Raw genomic sequence first — 17,217 nt, 5'->3', positions numbered from 1 at the left:
GTGGTGTTGGGGGGTTCTTCTTTTTTTTTCCCACTGGTGCGGGTACCTAACGCGGGCGCCCCGCTCGCCGGGGGTCGCCCCCCTCACTGCGCTAGAGAAACTCTAGCTGTCGTGCATCTGTGCTGTTGCTGGTCGTGACTGATCAACCCTTGACGAGAGTTCCGTAACGGAACTTGAATGAACCATCGAGAGTCGCACCGGTCACGGTGGTACCGGTCACGGCGATCTGCGATCCCTGGAGAAGCGGCAGCGTCGACAGGTCGGCAGCCACCTTGGCCTGGATCTCCTCGATGAGCGCCTGGCGCTTCGCGGCATCCGCTTCGACGGCCTGATCCTTGATCAACTGGTTGACCTCAGGGTTGTCGTAGTGGTTGCTCAGGAAGTTCTCCGTAGCGAAGAACGGCGTCAGGTAGTTGTCGGCATCCGAGTAGTCAGGGAACCACCCGAGCTGGTAGGCCGGGTAGAGGTCCTGAGTGCGCTCTTTGGAGTACGTGACCCACTCGGTCGATTGCAGGTTGACCGTGAACAGTCCGCTCGCCTCAAGCTGGCTCTTCACCAGTGCGTACTCGTCACCCGACGACTCGCCGTAGTGATCCGGGTTGTACTGCAGGTTCAGGGCGACCGGAGTGGTGACCCCGGCATCCTTGAGAACCTTGGCAGCAGCGTCGGCGTCAGGGCCGCCATCCTTGCCGTACAGGTCTTTGAGAACCTCGGTCGCACCGGTCAAACCGGCAGGAACATAGGAGTACAGCGGGAGGTAGGTGCCCTTGTAGACCTGATCGGCGATCTCTTTGCGGTCGACGAGGTCGGCCGCTGCCTGGCGAACGGCCAGCGCCTTGGCCGCGTCGGCCTCGGGAGTCGTGGCACCGTAAGGCTGCGTGTCGAAGTTGAAGACGATGTAGCGAGTCTCCCCACCCGGGCCAACAACCACGTTGACTTTGTCGTTGCCCTGGAGGTCAGCGATATCGGTCGCAGACAGGCTGCGGTGTGCGACGTCGATGTTGCCCTCCTGCACGTCGAGCTTCAGATTCGAGGCATCCGTGTAGTACTTCAGGTCGATGTTCTTTGTTTTTGCAGCGCCGAGAACGCCCTGGTAGTCAGGGTTAGCCTTGAACGACACCAGATTATTGAAGTCGTAGGTCGAGATGACGTACTGGCCCGCGAACGCCTTGCCGTCGACGATGTCCTTGTCGGGCGTGACCGCATCCGCGGAGAACACCTCCTCGTCGACGATGGGGGCTGCAGGGCTGGAAAGGATCTGGGCGAACGTCTGGTCGTTGCCGTTCTTCAGCGTGAAAACGACGGTGGTGTCATCCGGAGCATCAACGCTGGCAATGTTGCCCAGCAGCACCGACGGGCCATTCTCATCGGCGATCGCCACCTGGCGGTCGAAGGAGAACTTGACATCCGACGAGGTCAGATCGTTTCCATTGGCGAACTTCAGGCCGTCCTTCAGGACGACGGTGTACTCGGTGTCACTGGTGTATTCGGCGGACACCGCGATGTCAGGCTCGACGTCCGAGGTGCCCGGTTTCGAGTTCAGCAGGAACGGATAGACCTGGTTCATGACGGCGAAGGAGCCGTTGTCATACGAGCCAGCCGGGTCGATGAAAGTGACCTTATCGGTGGTACCAACGATCAGGGAGTCGCTCGAACCCCCGGCGGTGTCGCCACCACCCGCGGCGCAACCGGCCAGCGCCAGTGCGAACACTGCTGAACCTGCGACCGCGGCGAGAGCGCGCTTATTTTTGGATGCGGATGTCATATCCGTCTACCTCTTCCTCTGTAGTTGCCTGCAGTTGTCTACACGGCACTGTGTTGTGTGCACGGCACTGTGTTGTGTACAGGGCTGTGTGGCAAGGAACGCGTCGGTGCACCATGGTGCCACGGCGTTGCTGTGCTCCCAGTAGTAACACAGTCACCGGTCGCACCGGACATTAACCGTCATAAACGAGAGATCTTTACGCAATAGAAATGCGGGGCTGTGCGTCGCACGAAGGCTGTCTACTCGTTTCGTAACATCCGACGCTCGGTCTCGATGCGCACCAGGTCGCGCTGGACCTCGGCATAGCGTGTGGGATCGGTTGCGGCATCCAGTCGCTGCATGGCCCCCATCACGGCCCGCTTCTCCCGCAGCAAATCCCTGTCGATGAAGTCAGACACGATGCTGACGCAGTAGCCCGGAAGCCTGTCTTCACGAGCCGGAATCGGGGCCACCGCGAGTTGGTTGACCAGGGTCGCGTAGCGCTGCGGCACCTCGGCCGTGACGCGGGTGATCCAGTCCGGGCTGTCGGCCCGGGCGATGCTCACCGCGACGGCATCTCGCACAATCTCCAGCGACGCCTCGCTGAAGCCCACGGTCACGGCTTTCGACATCAACTCTGTGCCCACGAGTTCGGGATGTTGCAGGATCGCCATCAGCACGTCACGCTCGGTGCGGGTCGTCGTGTCTGTCGCCAGTCGGGTGATGGACGGCTCATCGACGGGCGCGGGTGCGGAATCCTGCTGCCGCTCCTCCTGCTGGCGCCGCTGCTCGCCACCCTGGGAGTGGTTGCCCGCCGCTGAGCGAGCTGATGCCACCGCGCGCTGCACTTCCGCCGGGTCAAGCCCCAGCCAACCCGCCAGGTTTCGCACGTAACCCACGCTCATCGACTGGTCACGAATCCCGGCCACCACCGGTGCTGCTGCTCTGAGAGCAGATACGCGACCCTCCACCGTCTCAAGGTCGAAACCGGTCAGCACTCTGCGCACCATGAACTCGAACATCGGCTTTCGAGTCTTGATCAGCCTGCGCACGGCGTCATCGCCCCTGTTCAGTCGCAGGTCGCAGGGGTCGAGCCCATCAGGGGCGACGGCTACGAACGTCTGGGCCGCGAAGCGCTGCTCTTCCGCGAAGGCGCGGCTGGCTGCCTTCTGGCCAGCCTCATCCGGATCGAAGGTAAAGATGACCTCACCGGTGCCGGTCGTATCTGGATTGTCGGTGTCCCCGATAATTCGGCGAACGACCTTGATGTGATCAACACCGAAGGCAGTGCCGCAGGTGGCGACCGCCGTCGTCACACCCGCAAGATGGCAGGCCATCACGTCGGTGTACCCCTCCACCACCACGACCTGTCTGCCGCGCGCGATGTCTCGCTTGGCGAGATCGAGGCCGTACAGCACCTGGCTCTTGTGGTAGACGGGAGTCTCGGGGGTGTTCAGATACTTCGGTCCGTTGTCGTCGTCGAGCAGCTTTCGTGCGCCGAAGCCCAGGGTCGCGCCGGTGACATCCCGAATCGGCCACACCAGTCGACCGCGGAACCGGTCGTACACATCGCCTCGATCGCCACGACCCAGCAGTCCTGCCGTGACCAGCTCATCGTCGCTGAAACCCCTGCCCTTCAGATGCTTGCCCAGCGCCTGGCCTCTCGGCGCGAAGCCCACCCCGAACCGTTCCGCCGCCGACGCGTCAAAGCCACGCTCCCCCAGGAACTTTCGCCCGGGCTCGGCTTCCGGCATGGTCAACTGCGCGACATAAAAGTCTGCTGCGGCCTGGTTCGCCGCGAGGATGCGGGCCCGGTTGCCATGATCCGAGGCGGCGGCGCCGTCCTCGTAGTGCAGTTCGTAGCCGATGCGACCGGCCATTCGTTCGACGGCTTCAGAGAAACTGACGTGATCCATCTTCTGCAGGAAGGTGAAGACGTCTCCGCCTTCGCCGCATCCAAAACAGTGGTAAAAACCGACCTGGGGTCGAACATGAAAGCTGGGGCTTCGCTCCTCATGAAAGGGGCAGAGACCCTTCATCGAACCCACCCCGGCGTTCTTCAGCGTGACATAGTCACCGACGATATCGCCCAGGTTGGTGCGCGACCTCACCTCGTCGATATCGCTTCGTCGGATCAGTCCAGCCACAACGACGATTCTACGGTCGCTCGGTGGCTGGTGCAGCGGGATCAGCGGACGAGACGCTCATGCCACGCCATCGCGGATTGGTCCGTCAACGAGGCAACCTGATCGACCACGGCGCGCTTGCGCGTGGCATCGGAATCGGAATCATTCCAGTCCGCAGCGAACCCAGGGTCGAGGCTCGTCGGGCCCGACCTCAGCAGCACGTCAGCGAGCTCGGCCAGAATGTCGCGCTGCTGTGCGTAGACCGGACGTCGCGCATTAGCCGACATCACGAAGGCGGCCACGATGCCCTTCAGCACCGCGATTTCTGCCTGGATCTCCCGCGGCACCACAAGATCTGCGCCGAAACGTACCAGGCGCCCCGAATTCGACTCCCGGGTGGCCTGCACGGCGGCACCCGCAAACCTACCGATGAGCTGGCTTGTCAGGTTCTTGAGCCGTCCGTGGGCTCGCCTGCTGCCATCCCAACTGTCAATCCAGGCATCCAGGTTGTCGAGACGATCGAAAGCCGCGATGAGCTCATCATGATCGAGCTCGCCGCCGATCCACGCGAACATGGAGTTGACCAGCTCGTCGTGGTCGACACGGGCACCGAGGGCCGTGACATCCACGTATCCATTGACGATCGCATCCTCGAAATCGTGAACGGAGTAGCCGATGTCGTCTGAGAGATCCATGACCTGGGCCTCAATGCAGCGCTGGCGTTCGGGTGCCCCGGCGCGCAGCCACTCAAAGGCTGCAGTGTCATCATCGTAGAAGCCGTACTTACTCCGACCACTCGGGTCAGCGACACCCTGGGAGCTCGGCCACGGGTACTTGCAACTCGCGTCGAGGGATGCCCTGGTCAGGTTGAGGCCGTACGACTGCCCGTCCGGCCCGAACACCTTCGGTTCGATTCTGGTGAGCAACCGAAGCGTTTGGGCGTTGCCCTCAAATCCTCCGATATCGGCGGCCCAGTCGTTGAGCGCGCGTTCCCCATTGTGACCGAACGGCGGATGCCCCAGGTCGTGTGCGAGGCACGCGGTGTCGACGATATCCGGATCAAGGCCCAGGCTGTCGGCCAGTTCGCGGCCGACCTGCGCCACCTCCAGGGAGTGCGTCAATCGATTCCGGGCGAAGTCGAGAGCCGATGTGGGGCTGAGCACCTGCGTCTTGGCCGCAAGCCTGCGCAGCGCGCTCGAGTGCAGCACCCTCGCCCTGTCACGCGCAAAGTCGCTGCGGCGGCTGGAGTGCTCTTCCGGAAACCAGCGCTCGGCATCGACCGTCGAATACTCGTCAGCCACCGCTGGTGCTCAGCTCGGCTTCGGCCAGTTCGAGGCGATGCGTCTCCTGAAGCTCCCGGCTATCGAGCCAGCCCTGCGGCAGTGATGGCCTCTTCGGAGTTCCCGCGCGGCCGCGCTGCCCCTCCGCGTCTGCGCCGGGGTAAGGCTGCTCCCCATCGAGTTGCGCGAGCAACTCATCGAGTTGCGCAAGATCCCTCACGGTCGCGAGGGAGGCTCTTAGTTCGCCGCCAACGGCATATCCCTTGAAGTACCACGCGACGTGCTTCCGGATGTCGCGGCAGGCCCGATCCTCCTCCTCAAAGAACTCAGCCAGAAGTTCGGCATGCCGCCGGAACGCCCGCGCAACCTCGCCGAGACTCGGTTGGACCCCGGCGCCCGCCACCCCCGTACCAGACGCGGAGCCGCCGTTCTGTCGACCGCGGAACGCTGCGGCGAGGTCGGCGAAAAGCCAGGGCCTGCCGAGACAGCCACGGCCGACCACGACACCATCGCAACCCGTCTCGTCAACCATGCGCAGCGCATCCTGGGCACTCCAGATGTCACCGTTGCCGAGAATCGGAGTGCCGGTGATCGTGTTCTTAAGCCGCTCAATCGCCGACCAGTCCGCGGTGCCAGAGTAAAACTCGGCCGCCGTGCGCGCGTGGAGGGCGATGCTTGCGACACCCGCCCCCTCGGCCGCTTTCGCCGCCTCCAGGTAGGTCAGGTGATCAGAGTCGATCCCCTTGCGCATCTTCACCGTCAGCGGCACCACGCCAGCAGCCTTGACGGCGCGCTCGACGATACTACGGAAGAGGTCGCGCTTCCAGGGGAGCGCTGCACCCCCACCCTTTCGAGTGACCTTGGGCACGGGGCATCCAAAATTCAGATCGATATGGTCAGCGCGATCTTCGGCAACCAGCATGGTCACGGCCTCGGCCACCGTCGTCGGGTCAACCCCGTAGAGCTGGATGCTGCGGGTCTTCTCAGACTCGTGATGCCGAATCAACCGCATGCTTTCGGGCGTGCGCTCGACCAGCGCGCGACTGGTGATCATCTCGCTGACGTATAGCCCGGCGCCGTACTCGCGACACAGGCGACGGAACGCGGTGTTCGTGATGCCGGCCATCGGCGCCAGCACCACCGGCACATCGAGCGTGATAGGCCCGATCCTCAGTGCTGGCACGCTGCCAGCGCGTGTGTCGGCGACAATAGTCATGTGCTGATTCTCCCAGACATTCCAGGCCGACGCGGCGAGGCGGTCGGCATCACGCTGGAGGCGTCGCCCGCTCGCGAGGTCATTCGCTGATGTCGCTGCACAACAATCCGTACTGCTTCACGTTCGAAGGCAAACTGTGGGTCAGCGAGTTGCCGCGCGATGAGATGCTCCGGCAGATCACCGAACAGCGCGCCTGGGACGCCGCCAACGCCGCACATGAGCGCTGGGGCCTTGCGATCTCCATGGGCGCCGTCATCGGGGTAGTCGTGACGTTCGCCGTCGTCAGTTCGGTAGGGAGTCCACCCCTCGCGAACCTCTTTCTTCTGCCGATCGGATTTGGCGTGGGAGCGGTACTGGGAGCCTCCGCTAATAAAAGGATCCGCCAGAACACCCTGCAAAACTCGCCGCTGCCGGAGCGACCCATCATCGAGCGGATGACCAGGGTTCCCCGATCACTTGCGGCCAGGGCACCGGAGCAGTCCTCCGCCCGGGAAATCCTGGACTGGATCGGTCCAAGGAAGAGCTAGACCGCGTCGTCGTCGAGCCGACGATTCACGACGGCCTGCGAGTGCTGCTCGGGAACAGCACAAAAGCCGCCATCACACGAGGCAGCGCCAGGCTCACCCAACGGCTGCAAGCCGATGATGGGCAGGGGGTTGGTTGTGGCATCCACTGGTCACTCTTCTCGATTATCGCTGGTGGCCGCAGACCGCTCCGCCTGAACCTGTGTGAGAACGTTAGCGAAAGTCGTGGCCTCCTGCGCGCCGGACACCCCGTACTTGCCGTCGATCACAAAGTAGGGAACGCCCTGGATGCCGTACTCGCGGGCGAGGGCGACATCGGCCTTCACATCACCGAGGAAGGTGCGGTTCTCGAGAGCCTCGGTGACCTCGGGTCCGTCGAAACCGAGCTCCTCGGCGATGGCCACCAGGCTCGGGATGCGACCCACGTGCTCGCCCCTCACGAAGTAGGCCTCGAGCAAACGCTCTTTCATCTCCCCCTGGCGACCCTTGCTCTTGGCGAAGTGGATTAGCTCGTGGCTGACCACAGTGTTGGTCTGATGGACGTGCTCGTAGTCGTAGTCGAGACCCACACTCTTCGCGATGTTCGTCACGTTCGTGAGCATCTGGGCCACCTGCTCTGCCGGAATTCCTTTGTGCTGGCTGAGATAGTCGGTCGGGGTGCCGTCGAAATCCACGGGCGTATCGGCGGCGAGTTCGAATGAGTGGTATTCGACCTCAACCTCACCACCAAACTCGGCAGCGCCCGCCTCAAACCTGCGCTTACCGATGTAACACCAGGGGCACTGCACGTCTGACCAGATATCTACCTTGATGGGATTGTTCACGTGAGGACAAACCTCAAGCTGCCGCTGGTATTCCCTGGGCCCCTGCACCCGCCCTTGCCCCTTACCCTTCGGAAATTCAGGAAACGGCGGTATCCCGGAGGGCTTTGCCCCCGAATCCGGGGGCCACGTGCTTCGGAGGGGGCTCATTTCCTGAATTTCCGAAATGTGGGCGAGCGTGCGAGGCGAGTGCAACCTCTACAGCATGAAGGAAGTGACCCCAGTCGCTGAAGATCATCTTCGCGCTCACAGTCATGGCGTGGAATCCCGCGATCGTAATGTTTACCCCCTTAAGGTGATCTTCCTCAAAGGTGTCCGCATGAAACTCTTTTCCGTCTACCTCGAGCCCGACAATGCCATCGACGACCATGTCGATACGCTGAGTACCCAGCGGAACCTGGATTGCCACATGGTGCCCGGCACGCCGGAATCGTGTGCGGGCCAGGCTCTCTGGCAAGCTTTCGCAGTTGCCGTCAACCCAGTGTCGAATCCATCTTCTGCTGGCGGGTAAGTCCAGGATTAGCCGCTCGAAATCGATCTCGTCCAGACGGCCGGTGTGCAACGCCCAGTCGATCGCGGCGACCGCAGTCTCCAGGTCCTCGTCAAGAACAACCCGCAGCAGCGCGTCACAGAGCCCAACATGCCAGGATGTTCCGCGTTCGCCGACCTCTGGCGGGTCCCAATGAACGTGAACTCCCCGCGATCGGCTCAATGGACGCCTCCTGTTCCATTGGCTTCTCAAGCGGGCGGAGTTCTGAGGAACCGATACGTGTACCGGATGTTCACCCAGCACCCATCCGCCCCAGTCACTGATGGCCGAAATTCCGGTGAGCCGGCCGCCAACCCTGACCGCCCTCACGCGTTTCTCCCGAACGTCGACTGTTGTGTACCAGCCCTGCCGCGCACGCACCACGCTCTTGTCTCTTACAGCCCGGGTCAGATCGAGATCGCGCGCGCCACGGGCCACGAGTTGCTGCTTTTGGGCGATGCCGCCGAGCTCGACGACCAATTCCTGAATGTCCACCATGCCCAGAGCATCGTCCCGCGCCCGCCATCCCACGGCGGGGTGTCGCAATCTGTGGCCTTCCTCCCTGCCTGCGCCCTGGGGAGGGGGCGTGCAACTTCGGAAATTCAGGAAGTGAGACCCTTTTGCGTAGCATCCCCTGGCACTTCGTGGATTAGGACCCGGCACGGACACGGGTTTCCTGAATTTCCGAAAGCAGAGAGGTGGATCACGCGGTGCCCCGACGGGAGCGGGACGCCGCAGGACGGGAGCGGGACGCGGACGGGAGCGGGACGCGGACGGGAGCGCCGTGGAGCGGCACGGGAACGGGAGCGCCGTGGAGCGGGACGGGAGCGGGAGCGCCGTGGAGCGGGACTCTACGCGCCGACCAATCGCTCAGCGAGGTAGGAGCGAAGACCCTCAAGCGGGATCCGCTCCTGCGCCATGGTGTCGCGCTCTCGCACGGTGACCGCGTTATCGTCGAGTGAATCGAAGTCGATCGTGACGCAGAAGGGCGTGCCAATTTCGTCCTGGCGACGGTAGCGTCGGCCGATCGCTCCGGCGTCGTCGAAGTCGACGTTCCACAACTTCCGAAGGTCGGCGGCGACTCCGCGGGCCAGCGGCGAGAGCTGCTCGTTGCGCGACAGCGGCAGCACCGCGGCCTTCACCGGCGCAAGTCGGCGGTCCAGCCGCAGCACGGTGCGCTTATCGACGCCACCCTTGGCATTCGGCGCCTCATCCTCGGCATAGGCGTCGATGAGAAACGCCATCAGCGCGCGCGTCAGGCCGAACGCCGGCTCGATCACATACGGAACCCACCGCTCATCTTTGGTCTGGTCGAAGTAGGAGAGGTCAGCACCGGAGCCTTCCGAGTGCGTCTTCAGGTCGAAGTCAGTGCGGTTCGCGACCCCCATCAGCTCGCCCCACTCGCTGCCCGCGAAACGGAAGCGATACTCGATGTCGACGGTGCGCTTCGAGTAGTGCGACAACTTCTCCTGTGGATGCTCGAAGAAACGAAGGTTCTCGGCGCGAATGCCCAGGTCGGTGTACCAGCGCATCGATTCGTCAGTCCAGTACTGGTGCCACTGTTCGTCGGTCCCCGGTTCGACGAAGAATTCCATCTCCATCTGCTCGAACTCTCGCGTGCGAAAGATGAAGTTCCCGGGGGTGATCTCGTTGCGAAAACTCTTACCGACCTGCCCGATTCCGAAGGGCGGCTTCATGCGCGATGCGCCCATCACATTGGCGAAGTTGGTGAAAATGCCCTGCGCTGTTTCGGGGCGCAGGTAGTGCATTCCCTCTTCGTTATCGACCGGGCCGAGGAAGGTCTTGAGCAGGCCCGAGAAGTTTTGCGGCTCAGTCCACGAGCCGGCCTGGCCGGTGTCAGGGTCGCGAATGTCAGCAAGTCCGTTTGCCGGTGGATGACCGTGCTTCTCTTCATACGCTTCGAGAAGATGGTCGGCGCGGTAGCGCTTATGCGTGTGCAGCGACTCGACGAGTGGGTCTGAAAACACATCGACATGGCCGGACACTTCCCACACCCTGCGCGGGAGAATTACTGCCGAATCGATACCCACCACGTCTTCGCGACCCTGGACGAAGTTCTGCCACCACTGCTTCTTGATGTTCTCCTTGAGCGCGGTGCCAAGCGGCCCGTAGTCCCAGGCCGACCGCGAACCGCCGTATATCTCTCCCGACTGGAAGACGAAACCCCTGCGCTTGGCGAGGTTGATGACGGCGTCGATGTTGCTGGGCGTTGCCACGGTGTATATCTCCTCTGGCGCTCCGCCGCATCCGCGTGGCGCGCCATCAATCAGCCGAGCTGGATGCCCGGTCGGCGAAGTGTCCAGCCTAGCGGGACGGCTGCTTACCTCAGCGCGTTCAGCACTGCGTCGACATCGGCCTCGGTGTTCCACAGGTGGAATGAGGCGCGCAACCGCCCGGCGCGGCCGGATGCCCTGACCCCCGCGTCGACCAGTTTGCGCAGGTCACCACCGGAGGCATCCGGCCAGCTGACGATGGCCTGGTGCTGCTGCGGGATTCCGAGACCATCGCATAGCGCATCGCCGAGATCGGTCGTGTGCGACCAGACCTCATGGATATCCAGCCCCGCGAATAAGCCGATGGACTGCTCGGCGCCGATCCAGGCCTGCCACGCCGGCGATACATCGAAGCGCCGGGCGGTGGTGGCCAGCGACATGGATGGCCCGTAGCAGCTCTGCCACACGTCGTCGCCCGCGTACCACCCGGCCTGCAACGGGCTCAGCTGTGCATCGAACTGCTCGGAGAGCGTCAGGAACGCGACCCCACGCGGAGCGCAGAGCCACTTATACGTGTGGCACACCGTTGCGTCGAATAGCGAGGCGTCCACGGGCAGCACCCCGGCGGCCTGGGTGATGTCGCACATGGTGTGCGCTCCGTGTGCCGCCGCCGCGCCGGTGATGGCAGGCACGTCGGCCACCCGTCCGCTCGATGACTGCACCAGGGAGAAAACCACCAGCCACGTGTCATCCGTGATCGAGTCGGCGAGGGCAGCCAGCGCAACATGTCGAACACGAAGGCCCGGCCGCTGCTGGAACGGAAACACGATGGACGAGAAATCCCCATCGACGCAGAGCACCTCGGCACCATCCGGCACCGCCGCCGCGATGAGCGAGGCGAGGACCGACGTTTGAGAACCCTGCGCGACACGATCGGGGCGCACGCCCACGAGGGCGGCGAATGACGCCCGGGTGCGTTCGATCACGGCGTCGTACCCCTGGGGGTCCCGGTCCGCGCGCGACCACGCGGCAAGGTCTGCGGTCAGCGCCTCGACGGCCTGGCGAGGTGGCAGGCCAATGGATGCCACGGCCAGGTACCCGCGCGGGTCACCGAAGCTGTCGATTGCTGACTGGAGGGCGGCTGAGGTCATGCCCCAGCATCCCGCGATGGCGTCACCGCAGGCAAGAGCCGCCCCCGCGAATGTGGACTGCTGGCCAACTCACGCCGATACGGCGGCGGAGAGTTGGTGCGCCCGCTCGATGATCCGCACGACCTCGAGCGCGTCCCTGGGGTCCACAGGAGAGGGGGCGCCGGCGAGGATGCTGGCGGCCACGCCCGCATAGAAATCCGGGTAGGCGCCTCGAGCGGTCTCGACCGACGACAGCGAGTCGCCCACTCCGACCAGTCCCCAGTCGGCGCTGGGTGTGACGCCGTATCCCTCGGATCCGGGCCAGCGCTGATCCTTCAGGAACGGCTCCTGGTTGTCGAGGCCGTTCACCGAGTACGACGACTCAGAACCGAGCACCCTGAATCGAGGTCCGCTCTGACCGGCGACGCGGCTCATGGTCAGATGCGACCTGACACCGGTCTCGTGCAGCAGTGAGATGAACGAATCGTCGTCGCTCACTGCCCCGGGCCGTACCGTTGTCAATTCGGCGGCGTCGACGGTGGCAGGGCCGAATAGCTGCAACGCCTGGTCGATCAGGTGGCTGCCGAGGTCGTAGGTGATTCCGGCACCCTGATCCGATGTCGTCGAATCCTGCCAGCGCTCACGCACGGCACCACCCCAGCGTTCAAAGGTCGATTCGAAGCGGTGGATGCCCCCCAGCACGCCCTCGGCCAGCAATCGTTTGATCGTCAGGAAGTCGCCGTCCCACCGCCGGTTCTGGAAGACGGCGAGCAGCTTCCCGGCATCCTCGGACGCGGCGATAAGCTGCTTCGCGTCGGTCACCGTCGGCACGAAAGGCTTGTCGATAACGACGTGGGCGCCGGCCTCGAATGCTGCCAGGGCCTGCTCTCGATGCACGTGCGCCGGAGAGGCGAGGATCACCAGATCGAGGTCGGCGGCGCGTGCGAGCAGCTCAGACGGGCTTGCGACGATCTCGGTGTCGGGGTGTTGTCGCTGCGCCTGGGCAGCGCGATCGGGACTACCCGTTGAGATCAGGTCGAGACGGAACGCAGGGTTGGTCGCGATGAACGGCGCGTGAAAGACGCGACCGGAAAGGCCGAAACCGATGATCCCGGTTCGGATGGGAGAAGTGGGCTGTGCGGTGGGCATCCGGCCAGCCTAGCGACCGAGTGCCCGCACCGTTGCCGAGGCCGAAGCGACGTGCCGGGCAACCTCTTCAAGCTGTTCGCGGGTCGTTGTGGAGTCGAGGCTGAATCGCACGGCCGTCTGCGCGACCTCGGCCGTGATGCCCATCGCCGTCAGGACATGCGAGGGCTCGTCGTCACCGACGGCACAGGCAGATCCGGCGGAGCACACGACACCGTGGCGACCCAGTTCGAGGAGAATTGATTCGCCGCTCGTTCCGGGGAAGCAGAACGAGGCGTTGCCCGGCAGCCGGTTGCCGCGCGGTCCCGTGAGTATCGCCTCGGGCACCATTCGAAGGACATCGGCGATGAAGCGGTCGCGCAGGCCACACAGCGCCCGCTGTGCGCCGAGGTCCAGAAGGGCCAGCGCCGCGGCGAGCCCCACGGCGCCCGCGACATTCTCGGTTCCGGAGCGCCGGTCCCGCTCCTGCCCGCCGCCGTGGGTGAGCGGCTGCAGCGGGATGCGACCTCGGAGGTACAGCGCGCCGATTCCCTTGGGCGCGCCGAGCTTATGCCCAGAAATACTGATCGCATCCACCTGCAGCGAGGTGAGATCAAGGCTGCCTGCGGCCTGCACCGCGTCCGTATGAACGGGAATGCCGTGCTTGTGCGCCGCCGACACGATCTCGGCGATCGGCTGCACCGCGCCCACCTCGTTATTGGCGCACATCACGGTCACCAGGGTCGTGTCGGGGCGTAGCGAGGCGGCAAGATGCGCCGGGTCGACGAGACCGTCCGCATCGACACCGAGTACCGTCACCTCGAAATCGTGGCGACGCTCCAGGAAACGACAGCTTTCGAGCACCGCCTCATGCTCGATAGCCGAGGTAACGATGTGCCTGCCGCGAGGATTAGCCTGGGCGATGCCCTTGATGGCAAGGTTGTCGGCCTCGGTGCCACCGGAGGTGAAGATGACCTCGGAGGCCCGGCATCCAAACCACCTCGCGATGCCGCCGCGGGCATCTTCTAGGGCGCGTGCTGCCGCTTCTCCCAACTCGTGGTGGCTGGATGGGTTACCGAACTCCCCGGTGAGGAAAGGCCACATGGCCTCGAGGACCTCGCGGCGGGTTTCCGTGGTAGCCGCCGAGTCGAGATAGATCACGCGAGCCCGACGTCCAGATCCGCGCCGACACCCTGCCCGATGTCCAGCCCGATGTCGAGGCCGAGATCGAGTGCGCGGGCGCTATGGGTGAGTGCCCCGACCGAGATAATGTCGACACCCGACCTCGCAATCGCCGCAACCGTGTCGAGGTTCACGCCACCGCTGGCCTCGACCAACGCCCGTCCCGCGACGGCTGCGACGCCGGTTTCCAGCTCGTCGGGCGTGAAATTGTCGAGCATGATGGTGTCGACACCTGCCGAGATCACGTCGTCGATCTGGTCGAGTCGATCCACTTCGACCTCGAGATGCACGGTGTGGCCGATTCGGGCTCGAGCGGCTCGAATGGCGTCCCCGAGGGGAATTCCCGCCGCGCTCAGAACCGCGAGGTGGTTGTCTTTGGCCAGTACCGCATCCGAAAGCGAATAGCGGTGGTTGTGTCCGCCGCCGTCCCGCACGGCCTGGCGTTCGAGCATCCGGAGCCCCGGAGTCGTTTTGCGCGTGTCGACGATGCGCGCCTTCGTGCCGGCGACCGCGGCGACGTACCGTGCGGTGAGGGTGGCGATTCCGGTCATCCGCTGGGTGAGATTCAGGGCCACACGTTCGGCACGCAGCACGGCACGCGCGTCGCCGTGCACGCGGGCGAGGGTCATCCCCGGGCCGATGACGGCTCCATCTTTCGAAAGAACATCGATGCTCGTTGACAGGTCCATGAGCTGGAACACCCTGGCAAACACCTCGATTCCGCTCAGGATGCCCGGCTCACGGGCGACGAGGCTCGCCGTCGCCGTGACCCCGGCGGGCAGAAACGTCTCGGAGGTGAGGTCACCCCAGGGGGCATCCTCCTGAAGTGCGCGGCGGATGATGTCGTCGACCAAGTCGGAATTCACTGGACTGCTTTCTCTCGGATGGCGGAGTCACTGGGCAACGACCACTCGATGGAGTGCGCGTATTCGATGCGTGTGTCGGGGAAGTCCTCGCGGTCGTGGGCTCCGCGAGACTCCTCGCGCCGGAGTGCTGCGCGCACCAGAAGGCGAGCGAGGTCGAGCAGGTTTCGGTCCTCCCCGGCCGCGACGCCCCCGGCGCCGCTGTCATGACCGTGATCGCGCGGGACTCTCCATCGCGCCAGTCGTGCCGCCGCCTCGCGGAGACCCCGGCCAGAACGTTCGAGCCCGGCCAGCTGCCACAACAGCTCCTGCAACTCGGTGCGCGTGAACGGCTCCTGCAACTCGCTGCGCCTGAATGGCTCGGTGCCGGTGTTCGCCTCCGAACTCACTTCCGGAACCACTTCCAGAACCTCGATGGCGTCCACCACGATCGGTGAACCACCATCACCCGAGTCGATCAACGCATCCGCGGCACGCCAAGCGAACACGAGCGACTCCAGGAGCGAGTTGGAGGCGAGCCGATTGGCTCCGTGCACCCCGGTGCAGGCCGCCTCCCCTACGGCGAACAGTCCGGCGAGGGACGTGCGGCCCGCGACATCGGTGCGAATTCCGCCCATCCAGTAGTGGGCCGCCGGGGTCACCGGGATCGGTTCGGTCGCCCAGTCGAAGCCGTGCTCGGCGGTCACTCTCGAAATTCCCGGGAAGCGCTCGGAGAGAAACTCGCGGCCGAGAGCCGTGGCATCCAGCATCACGGGTCGGCCCCCCTGGCGGGCCATCGCGGCGGCGATTCCCCGAGCGACCACATCGCGCGGCGCGAGCTCTGCATCAGGATGCACCAGACTCATGAATCGCTGGCCATGCTCATCGAGCAGCACGGCGCCCTCGCCGCGTACGGCCTCGGAGACCAGTGGGCTGCCGGGCACCGCGAGCGCGGTCGGGTGGAACTGGTAGAACTCGACATCCGCCAGGGCTGCCCCGGCACGGAAGGCTGCCGCGACTCCGTCGCCCGTCGTGACCGTGGGGTTGGTGGTGTGGCTGTAGAGCTGGCCGGCGCCGCCGCTCGCGATCACGACGACGTCGGCGGCGATCATCCGGTGCGCGCCATCGGGATCGATCACGTCGATGCCAACCACTCGCCTAACGCCGTCGGACGTGCTGTCGACGACGAGGTCCCGCATGAAGGTGTACTCATGCACCTCGACGGCGAGCGCACGAACGGCCCGGAGCAGCGCGACCTCGATGGCCAGCCCCGTGGCATCCCCGCCGGCGTGGATGACGCGGCGCGCCGAATGCGCGGCCTCATGCCCCCGGGCCAGCTCTCCGTTGATCCGGTCGAACTCCACCCCGAGCGCGATCAGGTCGCGCACCCGCTGTGGACCCTCACCACACAGCACCTCCACCGCCAGCGGGTCACATAGACCAGCCCCGGCGCGGATAGTGTCGGCGACGTGCGCGGCGACACTGTCATCGGGAAAGAGCGCCGCGGCGATACCTCCCTGTGCGTACCGAGTATTGCTCTCGGCGAGCTCCGACTTGGTGACAAGGATCACCTCGTGGCGGCTGCTTGCGCGGTAGGCGGTGATCAGGCCGGCGATTCCGGTGCCGACCACGACGACGCGGGCCATCAGGGCGCGGGCTTTGCTGCGAGCATCCGCTGAAGCGCGACACGGGCATCAACCGCGACGTCGTCGGGGACGGTGATCTGGTTGACCACCTCACCGCGTACCAGCGCTTCGAGAACCCATGCCAGGTATCCAGGGTGGATGCGATACATCGTCGAGCATGGGCACACCACCGGATCGAGGCAGAAGATGGTGTGCTGAGGATGCTCCGCCGCCAGCCGGTTGACCATATTGATCTCGGTACCGATGGCGAAGATGGTCGGCTTGGTAGCATCGGCGACGGCCCTGCGAATGTAGTCGGTCGAGCCCGCCTCGTCGGCGGCATCCACCACCTCCATCGGACATTCCGGATGCACGATCACTCTCACCCCCGGAAAGTCGAGCCGCGCCTGCTCCACCTGCTGCGCCGTGAATCGCTTGTGCACGCTGCAGAAGCCGTGCCAGAGGATCACCCGGGCATCCTGCATTTCGGCGACATCGTTGCCGCCAAGAGGCTTGCGAGGGTTCCACATCGGCATCCGCTCGAGCGGCACACCCATCGCCCTGGCGGTGTTTCGACCCAAGTGCTGATCGGGGAAGAACAGCACGCGTTGGCCGCGCTCGAACGCCCACTCCAGCACGGTCGACGCGTTCGAGGAGGTGCAGACGATGCCCCCGTTGCGTCCGCAGAATCCCTTCAGTGCTGCCGAGGAATTCATGTAGGTCACCGGGATGATCGGCACCCTGCCCGTCGCATCCGGCTCGGTGCCGAAGATCTCGACCAGTTGCTCCCAGCATTCCTCCACCGAATCGATGTCTGCCATGTCGGCCATCGAGCATCC

15 protein-coding genes are annotated in these 17,217 nt (G+C 64.6%); 1 reads left to right on the top strand and 14 read right to left on the bottom strand.

All coding sequences use genetic code 11. The features are described 5' to 3' along the window. Positions 1 to 142: 142 nt before the first annotated feature. The 4 genes from RMN95_RS15215 to dusB all read right to left on the bottom strand — a co-directional run bounded on the left by RMN95_RS15215 (position 143) and on the right by dusB (position 6,366). Positions 143 to 1,765: an ABC transporter substrate-binding protein gene (locus tag RMN95_RS15215; protein ID WP_309617752.1), complete on the bottom strand. Its 1,623-nt coding sequence runs from the start codon at positions 1,763 to 1,765 to the stop codon at positions 143 to 145. A 239-nt stretch (positions 1,766 to 2,004) separates the two neighbouring features. Then, positions 2,005 to 3,891, bottom strand: a complete 1,887-nt coding sequence (gene dnaG / locus RMN95_RS15210; protein WP_309617751.1) for a DNA primase — start codon at positions 3,889 to 3,891, stop codon at positions 2,005 to 2,007. Positions 3,892 to 3,932: 41 nt separating this feature from the next. Continuing rightward, positions 3,933 to 5,171, bottom strand: a complete 1,239-nt coding sequence (locus tag RMN95_RS15205; protein ID WP_309617750.1) for a deoxyguanosinetriphosphate triphosphohydrolase — start codon at positions 5,169 to 5,171, stop codon at positions 3,933 to 3,935. Further along, complete coding sequence (gene dusB, locus RMN95_RS15200) at positions 5,164 to 6,366, bottom strand: tRNA dihydrouridine synthase DusB (RefSeq protein ID WP_309617749.1); 1,203 nt, start codon at positions 6,364 to 6,366, stop codon at positions 5,164 to 5,166. The genes RMN95_RS15205 and dusB overlap by 8 nt, the downstream gene beginning before the upstream one ends. A gap of 89 nt (positions 6,367 to 6,455) precedes the next feature. On the opposite strand from dusB, the gene RMN95_RS15195 reads away from it, so the two are divergent. Then, positions 6,456 to 6,893 (top strand): hypothetical protein, encoded by a 438-nt coding sequence (locus RMN95_RS15195; protein ID WP_309617748.1) that lies wholly within the window; start codon positions 6,456 to 6,458, stop codon positions 6,891 to 6,893. On the opposite strand, the gene RMN95_RS15190 is transcribed toward RMN95_RS15195, so the two are convergent. From RMN95_RS15190 to nadA, 10 genes are all read right to left on the bottom strand, one after another. Next, positions 6,890 to 7,039: a hypothetical protein gene (locus tag RMN95_RS15190; protein WP_309617747.1), complete on the bottom strand. Its 150-nt coding sequence runs from the start codon at positions 7,037 to 7,039 to the stop codon at positions 6,890 to 6,892. The genes RMN95_RS15195 and RMN95_RS15190 overlap by 4 nt on opposite strands. Positions 7,040 to 7,042: 3 nt before the next feature. Next, complete coding sequence (locus RMN95_RS15185; protein WP_309617746.1) at positions 7,043 to 7,714, bottom strand: DsbA family oxidoreductase; 672 nt, start codon at positions 7,712 to 7,714, stop codon at positions 7,043 to 7,045. A 76-nt stretch (positions 7,715 to 7,790) separates the two neighbouring features. Then, a complete protein-coding gene (locus RMN95_RS15180) occupies positions 7,791 to 8,738 on the bottom strand; it encodes a hypothetical protein (protein ID WP_309617745.1) in 948 nt (315 codons plus the stop codon). 353 nt (positions 8,739 to 9,091) lie between these two features. Then, on the bottom strand, positions 9,092 to 10,477 hold the full coding sequence (locus RMN95_RS15175; RefSeq protein ID WP_309617744.1) for a glycine--tRNA ligase: 1,386 nt from the start codon (positions 10,475 to 10,477) through the stop codon (positions 9,092 to 9,094). A 104-nt stretch (positions 10,478 to 10,581) separates the two neighbouring features. Further along, positions 10,582 to 11,625 (bottom strand): aminotransferase class V-fold PLP-dependent enzyme, encoded by a 1,044-nt coding sequence (locus tag RMN95_RS15170; RefSeq protein ID WP_309617743.1) that lies wholly within the window; start codon positions 11,623 to 11,625, stop codon positions 10,582 to 10,584. A 69-nt stretch (positions 11,626 to 11,694) separates the two neighbouring features. After that, the gene (locus RMN95_RS15165) at positions 11,695 to 12,753 is read right to left on the bottom strand and encodes a Gfo/Idh/MocA family oxidoreductase (protein WP_309617742.1); all 1,059 of its coding nucleotides are present in this window, start codon (positions 12,751 to 12,753) and stop codon (positions 11,695 to 11,697) included. A 9-nt stretch (positions 12,754 to 12,762) separates the two neighbouring features. Then, positions 12,763 to 13,890 (bottom strand): cysteine desulfurase family protein, encoded by a 1,128-nt coding sequence (locus RMN95_RS15160; RefSeq protein ID WP_309617741.1) that lies wholly within the window; start codon positions 13,888 to 13,890, stop codon positions 12,763 to 12,765. Further along, complete coding sequence (gene nadC, locus RMN95_RS15155) at positions 13,887 to 14,777, bottom strand: carboxylating nicotinate-nucleotide diphosphorylase (protein WP_309617740.1); 891 nt, start codon at positions 14,775 to 14,777, stop codon at positions 13,887 to 13,889. The genes RMN95_RS15160 and nadC overlap by 4 nt, the downstream gene beginning before the upstream one ends. Next, positions 14,774 to 16,399, bottom strand: a complete 1,626-nt coding sequence (nadB, locus tag RMN95_RS15150) for an L-aspartate oxidase (RefSeq protein WP_309617739.1) — start codon at positions 16,397 to 16,399, stop codon at positions 14,774 to 14,776. The genes nadC and nadB overlap by 4 nt, the downstream gene beginning before the upstream one ends. Continuing rightward, positions 16,399 to 17,217 (bottom strand): quinolinate synthase NadA (nadA, locus tag RMN95_RS15145; protein WP_309617738.1); only part of this gene is annotated, 819 nt, incomplete at its 5' end. The genes nadB and nadA, both read right to left, overlap by 1 nt.

This window comes from Salinibacterium sp. (assembly GCF_031364185.1).
Taxonomy (GTDB): Bacteria; Actinomycetota; Actinomycetes; order Actinomycetales; family Microbacteriaceae; genus Rhodoglobus.
The sequence above is the reverse complement of the archived record's forward strand: the minus strand, read 5'-3'. Positions and strand labels throughout refer to the sequence as shown.

Coding starts and splice junctions, on each gene's coding strand:
- RMN95_RS15215 (WP_309617752.1), bottom strand. CDS start 1,765: ATGACATCCGCATCCAAAAATAAGCGCGCTCTCGCCGCGGTCGCAGGT.
- dusB (WP_309617749.1), bottom strand. CDS start 6,366: ATGACTATTGTCGCCGACACACGCGCTGGCAGCGTGCCAGCACTGAGG.
- RMN95_RS15195 (WP_309617748.1), top strand. CDS start 6,456: ATGTCGCTGCACAACAATCCGTACTGCTTCACGTTCGAAGGCAAACTG.
- RMN95_RS15180 (WP_309617745.1), bottom strand. CDS start 8,738: ATGGTGGACATTCAGGAATTGGTCGTCGAGCTCGGCGGCATCGCCCAA.
- RMN95_RS15170 (WP_309617743.1), bottom strand. CDS start 11,625: ATGACCTCAGCCGCCCTCCAGTCAGCAATCGACAGCTTCGGTGACCCG.
- RMN95_RS15165 (WP_309617742.1), bottom strand. CDS start 12,753: ATGCCCACCGCACAGCCCACTTCTCCCATCCGAACCGGGATCATCGGT.
- nadB (WP_309617739.1), bottom strand. CDS start 16,399: ATGGCCCGCGTCGTCGTGGTCGGCACCGGAATCGCCGGCCTGATCACC.